Origin of the sequence: Shewanella sp. KT0246 (genome assembly GCF_019654955.1) — a bacterium.
GTDB classification, from domain to species: domain Bacteria; phylum Pseudomonadota; class Gammaproteobacteria; order Enterobacterales; family Shewanellaceae; genus Shewanella; species Shewanella goraebulensis.
This window is the reverse complement of record NZ_BPEV01000010.1, coordinates 120,872-130,242: the sequence shown is the minus strand read 5'-3', so window position 1 is coordinate 130,242 and position 9,371 is coordinate 120,872. Positions and strand designations below refer to the sequence as shown.

Annotated in this window: 8 protein-coding genes; 6 read left to right on the top strand and 2 right to left on the bottom strand. The window is 42.2% G+C overall.

The annotated features are described in order from the left end of the window. Positions 1-80 precede the first annotated feature (80 nt). From K5Q58_RS06925 to K5Q58_RS06905, 5 genes are all read left to right on the top strand, one after another. Entirely contained in the window at positions 81-1,634 is a 1,554-nt protein-coding gene (locus K5Q58_RS06925; protein ID WP_220753212.1) for an ammonia-forming cytochrome c nitrite reductase subunit c552, read from the top strand. 264 nt (positions 1,635-1,898) lie between these two features. After that, entirely contained in the window at positions 1,899-2,459 is a 561-nt protein-coding gene (locus K5Q58_RS06920) for a sugar O-acetyltransferase (protein WP_220753211.1), read from the top strand. 20 nt (positions 2,460-2,479) lie between these two features. Beyond that, complete coding sequence (locus K5Q58_RS06915) at positions 2,480-2,902, top strand: ribosome recycling factor family protein (RefSeq protein ID WP_220753210.1); 423 nt, start codon at positions 2,480-2,482, stop codon at positions 2,900-2,902. Between the two features lie 264 nt (positions 2,903-3,166). Then, positions 3,167-4,024, top strand: a complete 858-nt coding sequence (mepA, locus tag K5Q58_RS06910; protein ID WP_259651265.1) for a penicillin-insensitive murein endopeptidase — start codon at positions 3,167-3,169, stop codon at positions 4,022-4,024. A 191-nt stretch (positions 4,025-4,215) separates the two neighbouring features. Beyond that, positions 4,216-5,826, top strand: coding sequence for an ABC-F family ATPase (locus K5Q58_RS06905; protein WP_220753218.1), 1,611 nt, complete (start codon positions 4,216-4,218; stop codon positions 5,824-5,826). Positions 5,827-5,932: 106 nt separating this feature from the next. On the opposite strand, the gene K5Q58_RS06900 is transcribed toward K5Q58_RS06905, so the two are convergent. Continuing rightward, positions 5,933-7,177, bottom strand: coding sequence for a 4Fe-4S binding protein (locus tag K5Q58_RS06900; RefSeq protein ID WP_220753209.1), 1,245 nt, complete (start codon positions 7,175-7,177; stop codon positions 5,933-5,935). A 407-nt stretch (positions 7,178-7,584) separates the two neighbouring features. Beyond that, positions 7,585-8,439: a PA4780 family RIO1-like protein kinase gene (locus K5Q58_RS06895; RefSeq protein ID WP_220753208.1), complete on the bottom strand. Its 855-nt coding sequence runs from the start codon at positions 8,437-8,439 to the stop codon at positions 7,585-7,587. Between the two features lie 312 nt (positions 8,440-8,751). Between K5Q58_RS06895 and K5Q58_RS06890 the strand changes: the two genes are divergently transcribed. After that, positions 8,752-9,252, top strand: coding sequence for a VF530 family DNA-binding protein (locus tag K5Q58_RS06890; protein ID WP_220753207.1), 501 nt, complete (start codon positions 8,752-8,754; stop codon positions 9,250-9,252). Positions 9,253-9,371 lie beyond the last annotated feature (119 nt).

Below are 9,371 nucleotides of genomic sequence, written 5' to 3'. Positions count from 1 at the left end.
ATGAGTTTACTAAAAATGTGTTTGGTAATTTGCAGGGGATATAAATTCCAACACAATAATAATCCTAATGAGGAATGATGATGAAATTAAGAAAACTAGCAGTTGCAGTGATGCTTACAACCGCATTTACCGGTTATAGCGTTGCTGGCGAAGTCGATTTATATAAAAGTGAAAACTGGCAAAAAACTTTCCCAGAGCAATATAAAACTTGGGCTGAAACAGAAGAAAGCACGCCAGCTTCAGGCAAGCTTGATGATTTACTTGCAAGCAACCCAAACTTAGTCAGTGCTTGGGCGGGTTATGGTTTCGCTAAAGACTACAATCGTGCTCGTGGGCATCACTTTGCGCTAACTGATATTATTAAAACCTTACGTGTAGGCCATCCAATGGTCGGTCATGACGGTAAAATGGTCGGTGAAGCAATGGCAGCAAGTTGTTGGTCATGTAAAACCCCTGATGTAGCACGCATGTATGATGAAGTTGGTGAAGGCAAGTTTTCAGACAATGCATGGTCTACTTGGGGCCATGAAATGTCGAACACCATTGGTTGTGCTGATTGTCATGAATTAGGCAAAGAAGATGTGAGATTGAGCCGCCCTTATGCCGATCGTGCAATGAAAGAGATTGGCAAAGATTTCACTAAGCAAGACGCAACTATGCAAGCAAGTCAAACTTGTGCCCAATGTCATGTTGAGTACTACTTTGACGGTACTGATGACAAGAAAGTGAAATACCCATGGGATTACTGGGTGCCAGGTGTGAACACAGACTATAAAGAGTTTGTTGGATACAAAGGTACAGACGGTTTATATGAAGGTTTTGCTGCTGAAGCGCAACTTGCTTACTTTGATAGCCGAAACTTTAAAGATTGGACCAATGCTGTATCTGGCGCGCCAATGATTAAAGCTCAGCATCCTGAGTTTGAAAACATGTTAGATCGTACTGAACATGCGATGGATAGCCATTTAGAGTTTGGTTGTACGACTTGTCATATGCCTAAAGCTGAAAATGCCAAAGGCGGTGAGTATTCTAACCATAAAGTGACCTTCGAAGCGGCAACATTGCCTGATAATTGCCAAAGCTGTCATGAAGCCGAAGATTTCACTGAAATCCTTGATGAGCGTAAAGCTGAAATCAACAAGCTACGTTTTGAAGCTGACGGTACAGACCCTCGTTTGACTGAGGTTCATTTTAAAGCGCAAGCAATTTGGTCTGCAAATGGCATCAAAGGTCTTGAAGCTGGTAAAGGTATTGCTGAAGCAAAAGGTAATTACGAAGCTGCACTAAAAGCGAAAACGCCTTTAGCGGGCGAAATGAATAGCTTACTGACTAAAGTTAGAAATGCACAGTGGTTCTGGGATAGCGCAACAGCGTCGCATGGTATCCATGCTCATAACCCTGCTGAAGCAATTCGTTTGTTAGAAAAATCAAACGGCATTCTAGATGCAGCAATTGTTGAAGCTGATGCGTTACTGAAAAAATACGCTCCAGAGTACAAATTCGATGCAACTAAGTACGACACTAAAGCTAAAGTTCAACCTCTTGTCGGTCTTGATTTAGAAGCAATGAAAGCGTCGAAAGAATTGTTCCTAGAAAAGCGTGTTGAAAAAGAATGGCCAGTAGAACTTAAGTAATTAAGTTTAAACAGTGTGATTTGAAAAAATAGACTCTCCACTATCACCGTTCAAATCAACTACTGTTACAGCCTAATGCCAGTCGATGTAAATTGACTGGCATTTTTATTGCTCAATATTTTTTCATTTTTTATTAGAGAAAAAGTGATTTGCGGGTTTAATCAAAACACTAGGCATTAATCCGCGATATTATCTTGCTGAACTGAATGAGGGGTAGCACCTGCGTAGTCTGAGAATGAATTACAAAGTAGTTGAGGTAAAGATATGACAGAGTTTGAAAAGATGACCCAAGGTCAGGCATTTAATGGTGGCGATAGAGAATTAAATGCTATGCGTGATGATGCAACCTTGAGGCTAGTAGAGCTTAATCAGACCGTTGATGATGCAAGTCGTGTTGGGCTATTTAAGCGCTTATTTGCTCACTTTGGTGAGGGCAGTGTCATTCGTTCACCTTTTTCATGTGAGTTTGGCAAAACGATTTCAATAGGTGATAACAGCTTTATTAATCTAAATGTCACCATGCTCGATGGCAGCTTTATTACCATTGGTGACAACGTCCTGATTGGACCTAATGCACAGTTTTATTCAGCAAGTCACGATCTAGACTATCGCCAGCGTAAGAACTGGGAAACCTACTGCTTACCGATCGTGATAGCAAACGATGTGTGGATTGGTGGCAATGTCATCATTAATCAAGGGGTCTCTATTGGAGCGCGTTCAGTGATAGCAGCCAATTCTGTAGTGACAAAAGATGTGCCTGCAGACTGTCTTTACGGCGGTACTCCTGCTAAGTTGATTCGCCATTTAATAGAAAATGAATCATAAGGACATTAGCGCAATTTTATATGCATAAAGAGGCTATCACGATTGCTCTACCTTCACTTATTCATCGCATTGGTAGAGAAACAGCTAATCAAGCTAAAGCCATTGCCACTAAGCATGGTTGTGAACTCAAGCGCGTGCGCCGCTCACGTAATTGGAGTCTGGTAGGCGAGGCGATTAAGGTGCAGTCATTCAATAATCAACTTAAAACCTACGGTCAAGATGAATTAACTGAAATAAAACTCAGCTCAAGTGAGTTCAGGTATTTGATTCAAAAAATCGAAACCGCACTCTTAGGTCATGCTGATAAGTTAGAACCCTTAGAAGCAAAACTGATTCGTTTAATTACTGAAACCCCGAGTATTACATTGGCTGAACTCATTCAACTGACTCAATGCACTGAAGCGCAAGCCAGAACCGCGCGTTTTGAAGCAGATACTTGGTAGTGCTCTTTTGTAATAGCTTTTTGTAATAGCTTTTTGTAATAGTTCTTTGTAATAGTTCTTTGTAAAAGGCTTAAGGTAACGAATAGCTAGTTGCAGATATTCGCTCGCTTTAATAAACGTTTTCAGCTGTTTTTAAACGTTTTTATTAAATCATTCAAACCTTGTTGATATTCCCCTCTACACTTGTATTAATTGGAATGAGTTCTAGCGCAAAACCTTGTGCTGCTATTTCTCGTTAACTATTCATTCAAGAGAGCCAATATAGTGAACTTATCGTTAGTAGTAGGCGTGATACTGATTATGGTTAGCGCAAATACACATGGACGTTTTAATCCTTGGGAGCATGCAAAGCTCCCTTTTGAGGGTAGCCCTGCAGCGATTGGTGAGTACGCAAATGGCTGTTTATCTGGCGCAGAAGCTTTGCCCTTATCAGGCAAAGGGTTTCAAGTGATTAGGCCGCAGCGACAACGCTATTATGGCCATCCTTATCTAGTGAGTTTTGTGCAGCAATTTGCTCAAGACATGCAAAAAAAAGGTGTTGAGCAAATCCTTGTTGGCGATATGTCGATGCCTCGAGGCGGGCAGTTCGACTACGGTCATAGTAGCCATCAAACTGGTTTAGATGTTGATATTTGGCTTAGATTAACTGCGCAGCCGCTTACAGCCAAAGAGTTAAAGTCTCCCCGTGCGCTCACCGTTGTAGATAGCCAAGAATTCGCTCTAGATACTGCTGCATGGCAACCTCAGCATAAAGAGATGATTAAAACGGCGGCTCAAGATCCCCGCGTTGCCCGAATTTTTGTTAATGGCGCAATTAAACAGCAATTGTGCAATGAACGAAGTGATGGTGATACTTGGCTACATAAAGTACGCCCTTGGTGGGGACATAGTGCGCATATGCATGTTCGCCTAACTTGTCCTGAGGCGAGTAGCGACTGCAAACCGCAACAACCTATTAAGCCTGGTGATGGTTGTGAAGATATTGAATGGTGGAAACAACAATTTTATATCGCAAAGTCGGCCCCTAAAAAAGCCGTTGATAACAATCAGCCTGCTAAACCCAAACCGTTAAAGGTTAAGCCACTACAATGTCAGCCGTTAACTTTGGCAGCGCCTCAGTAACTAAGACACAGATTAGAGCAGTGGCTAAGATATTTGTTATTGCAACGCTTATGCATCCAGGTTCATTTTAAAACTCCTTTTGTGCTCATATTTCCTGATTATTCCCCTATCTAATAAACTGCATAATCTGTATACTGCCGCGCTGCTTTTAAAGCTCATTAATTCGACTATTTACCCCGAGGGTTACCACTATCATTAGTACAAACAACATCACTATGCAGTTTGGCGCTGAGCCATTGTTTGAAAATATCTCCGCTAAATTTGGCCACGGCAACCGTTATGGTCTAATTGGTGCTAATGGTTGTGGTAAATCAACATTCATGAAAATCCTTAGCGGCGCGTTAGCACCGAGTTCAGGTAATGTCTCAATTACTCCCGGTTTGAAAGTCGGTACATTGAGCCAAGATCAGTTCGCATTCGAGCAGTACAGTGTGGTTGATACTGTGATCATGGGTGATGCAAAACTATGGGAAGTGAAGCAAGAGCGTGACCGCATTTACGCACTACCAGAAATGAGCGAAGAAGACGGCATGAAAGTGGCCGATCTTGAAAGTGAGTTTGCTGAGATGGATGGCTACAGTGCAGAGTCTCGCGCAGGTGAGATTTTACTAGAAGCAGGTATCGAAGAAAGCTTCCATTTTGGCTTGATGCAACAAGTTGCACCAGGCTGGAAATTAAGGGTATTACTGGCGCAAGCACTATTCTCAAATCCAGATATTTTGTTACTTGATGAACCTACCAACAACTTGGATATTCATACCATTTCTTGGTTAGCAGGTGAGCTTAACAAGCGTAAGTGCACCATGATTATCATTTCACATGATAGACATTTCTTGAATTCAGTATGTACGCACATGGCTGACATCGATTACGGTGAGTTGCGTATTTACCCAGGTAATTACGAATACTTCCTTGAAGCGGCGGGTCTTATTCAGGAGCAGTTATTAGCGGGCAACGCCAAGAAAAGTGCTGAAATGGCAGAGCTACAAGACTTCGTTAACCGTTTTGGTGCCAATGCATCTAAAGCGAAACAAGCAAGCTCACGTGCTAAAAAGCTGGACAAAATCAGTTTAGATGAAGTGAAGTCATCAAGCCGTATGACGCCTTCACTGCGCTTTGATGAAAGTAAAAAAATGCATCGTCAAGCTTTGGTATTAGAAGAACTGGGCCACGGCTTTGATGGCGAAAGCTTATTCGAAGGCGGTGACTTAATTTTAGAAGCGGGCGCTAAGCTTGCAGTTATTGGTGAAAACGGTGTCGGTAAAACCACATTACTGCGTTGTTTAGTTAATGAATTAGCAAACAATAACGGTACTATTAAGTGGTCTGAAAATGCAGCGATTGGTTACTGCCCACAGGACAGCAGCAAAGACTTTGATAATGACTTGTCTTTGTTTGATTGGATGTCGCAGTGGCGTACTCCTAAACATAACGACTTAATGGTTCGCGGTATGTTAGGGCGTTTGTTATTCACTGAAGACGATGCCAACAAGAAAGCCAAAAACTGTTCAGGTGGTGAGAAAAACCGTCTGTTATACGGCAAGTTAATGATGCAAGACGTTAACGTGTTAGTGATGGATGAACCAACCAACCACATGGATATGGAAGCGATTGAAGCGTTAAACAATGCCCTTAAACTGTTTGAAGGCACGTTAATTTTTGTCAGCCATGATCGTGAGTTTGTATCATCACTGGCTACGCACATTATTGATGTTAAAGATAAACAGTTAGTGAGCTTCCACGGTACTTTTGATGAGTACTTAGCAAGCCAAGCAGAAGCTGCGGCGCTCGCTAAAAAATAAAACTGATTCAAAAGGCAATAAGCCTAGCTATTATCAATGCCGCTAACCTTATGGTTCGCGGCATTTTTTATGATTAATAATCACTTATTTAAATGAGCTATCAACCTTAATGACCAATACTGCCTAAATGTTGTATTAACATCATTCTTATTTCTGTTGGGGTTTCGCTATGCCAAAAACCACCAACATATGCCCAAAGTGGGATCATAAATAGTAATGACAGCAGTAATATTGTTAAGCCTCTGGCTGACATTTTAGTTCCCCAACGAGTGCTAAGATGCAGCGCCTCTTGTTTAGGGCAGGCGGAGATGCACTTCATACAGGCTTGGCACTCGTCGCTACGAATTGTCGTTTGAGTGTGAACGATAATGTTAGCTGGACAAGCGCGAGTACATTTATCGCACTTCATCCCTTTGCCTTCAATTAAACATTGTTCAGTGGTGCGGCGTATTTTGAACGGACTTAAAAAACTGAGTAGCCCTAAAAATGCACCATAAGGGCAAATGTATCGGCAAAATCCTTGTTTCTTCCAAGCGGCAATACCAAGAATAATACTGAAACAGATAAGGCTTATGATGGTAGGTTTTAAGAAAAACAGCGCCATCTTTAAGTCCGCGACTTTGTGATAATAACCATCGAGGTAATTCGGGATACTGGCAAGTGGCATTGTGAAGACTAATAAAATCAGCGCTGCCATTAGCAAGTATTTAAGCATGCGTAGTATCCAGTCTAACCAAGCTGGTGGAGCAAACTCTTGTTTGATGAACTTCTTTCTAAAGGCATAAAGGTAATCGCCAGCTAATCCAAGTGGGCATGCCCAGCCGCAAAAGGCGCGCTTACATAACAAGCCAGTGAGTAAAACCACTACTAACATGACGGCTGCAGAAGGGTGATTTTTATCCCATAACCCCAGCCCTAAAATGGCTTTTAGTTCTATTCCGCCTGCAATCGGTAAAAAGGCATCGCCAATATCTGGACGAACCAATATGGGTTCGACTCCGGCTTTAAGCATGGCGGAATTGATGGCAAATTGTACCCCAACAAGCAGCATAGATAACGCCAGTAAGTGCCTTATCATTTCTCGTAATTGGTTGGCTTTGTTATTGCCTCTTGAGCTTTCGCCAGCAACAGCGCCGCCTTGGGCCAGTGCAGGTTGAAACTTATTTAACATTGTCACCGCAACCAGTGCCACGACTAGGCCGACAAATAACGGCCAATGGAGAGTCATTAACAGCGCAGAGCCAAGTAATGCAGCGCTAATAGCCGCGCCCCATTTTTGTTTACTCCAGTAAAGTAAACTGATGCTATAGACTAGCGCTAGCATTAAGGTGATTGATTCGATAGTACTCATAAGATGACTTATTTATTGTGTAAGTGCTTATGAGAGCCAAGCTCGCTAATCTAAGTTCGTTATCCCATTTCAGATTGTGAATGAGTTCGTAAATTTAATATAAAAACCACAAATAAAATGCGCAATATCACTAACCTGAAATTAACATTGTTAACAGGGGTAGTATTTTCAAATTGATTTGATAGGAGGGGGGAGCTTAGCTAAATAGGCTGACTTTATGATGAAAGCCCAATGTTCAACACGCTTGGGCTTTAGTGATTGCTTTAGCGATTATTTTAGTCGTGTTTTATGGTTGCCAAAGCGAGTGAGTAAGTTGTTTCACTCGCTGGTAGATATGGTTTGCATTCAGGTTTCGCTTAACAATTTTCATTGGCATCAATATTCATTGGCATCAATCTTCATTCGCATCAATCTTCATTCGCATCAATAATGCGCTGCAGTCTTTCTTGCTCTTCTTCCCGTGCTGCGTTGATTTCTTCAAGCACAGAGTCAACATCGGCTAAGTGTTCACTTTCTGCAAATTCACCTGTAAGTTCAGTGTCTGGCGTTAGTTCTCCTGCTTCAAATAATGCCCACATCTCTTTGGCGTATTGGGTGTTAGCAAGCTCTGGGGCAAACTGGCTGTAGTAGTTTGTCATGTTGTTCACATCTCGGGCGAACATCCATACTGCGTTGTTGTTGGCTGCAGCGTCAACCGCTTGGGGCAAGTCGATAATTACCGGGCCTTTATCATCAACCAATACATTAAATTCTGATAGGTCACCGTGTATGAGCCCAGCACATAGCATTAGTTTCGCGTATTCAATCATACTGGCGTGATCGCGAACCGCGTCCTCATGTGAGAACACGACATCGTTTAATCTTGGCGCGACAACGCCATCACTGTCGGTGACGAGTTCCATCAGCAGTACACCAGAAAAACATCCATAAGGCTCAGGCACGCGAACGCCCGCAGCGGCTAATTTATATAGCGCATCAACTTCGGCGTTTTGCCAAGCTTCTTCTTGCTGATCTCGGCCGAACTTAGAGCCTTTCTCCATCGCTCGAGCACGGCGGCTATTGCGGACCTTTCGTCCTTCTTGGTATTGAACCGCTTGTTTAAAGCTGCGCTTATCAACATCTTTATAGACTTTGGCGCAGCGAATATCATCGCCGCAGCGCACTACATAAACACTGGCTTCTTTGCCGCTCATTAATTGGCGCAGGACGTCGTCGACTAAGCCTTCTTCAACCAGAGGTTGGATTCGTTTCGGGATTTTCATTGCGTCGTTATACCGTAATTAGTCACTATATGGAATGCTCAATCTATAGAATTGACATAAAAGATTAGCTTTGATTGATATTAAGCTTTTGAGCTTAAACATAGGCTTGTGATAGCTAAGCTAGGCGGTTGCTTGCTATCATTAGTGTATTAAATTGAAGTTAGTGATAATTAATGCTTGAATCGGCCCAAACGGTTAGATTTGTGACGGTTTATTGGATGAGCAAGCATTTATTTAGCTGACTATTATTATTTTCTTATTTGTTTCTTATTGGCATTATCGATACCGCATAGTCGGTTACTGGGATCTCTCATGATTGAATTACAACAAAATAACCCGCTGCATGGTTTAAAGTCAGAAACCATGGTGTCTGAGTTAGTGGACTTTTATGATTGGAAGATTTTGTACGCAGCATTGCGTTTAGAGTGTTTTAACAATAATCCTAGCTTAGAGTCATGCCTTAAGTTTTTAAAGAAAACCGAATGGGCCAGAGAGCGAGTAGAGAGCTTTTATCTGTATCGTTTTAAAAGCATGCCTAAAGGCAGTGCTGCCCAGTTTGAGCTAAAACCCCGTGAGCGTGGCTTTGCTGATGGAATCGTGCCGCGTAAACCACAAGAGCTGACAGTTGAACTGATTGCAGAAATGCGTGAAAAGGCCACTGCTGATTACGAAGAAATGAAGCGTAATGAGAGTAGCCCTAAAAAATACGGTAAAGATAAACCCAGAGCGCAAGATAACTATGCACAAAACAAGCGTAGTGATAAAAATCGGCCTGCACCGTCACAAGACCCGAGTAACCCTTGGGGTAAGTAGTTAGCCAGTTCAATGTATTATTAGTTTGTCGTTCAATTCGTTAGCTAAGGCATTAGTAAGCGAATTGAACTCAGTAAAATCACTCCCTTTTAAACCCACGCCAAGTGTCCAAATCTATT

Coding starts and splice junctions, on each gene's coding strand:
- K5Q58_RS06925 (WP_220753212.1), top strand. CDS start 81: ATGAAATTAAGAAAACTAGCAGTTGCAGTGATGCTTACAACCGCATTT.
- K5Q58_RS06920 (WP_220753211.1), top strand. CDS start 1,899: ATGACAGAGTTTGAAAAGATGACCCAAGGTCAGGCATTTAATGGTGGC.
- K5Q58_RS06915 (WP_220753210.1), top strand. CDS start 2,480: ATGCATAAAGAGGCTATCACGATTGCTCTACCTTCACTTATTCATCGC.
- K5Q58_RS06900 (WP_220753209.1), bottom strand. CDS start 7,177: ATGAGTACTATCGAATCAATCACCTTAATGCTAGCGCTAGTCTATAGC.
- K5Q58_RS06895 (WP_220753208.1), bottom strand. CDS start 8,439: ATGAAAATCCCGAAACGAATCCAACCTCTGGTTGAAGAAGGCTTAGTC.
- K5Q58_RS06890 (WP_220753207.1), top strand. CDS start 8,752: ATGATTGAATTACAACAAAATAACCCGCTGCATGGTTTAAAGTCAGAA.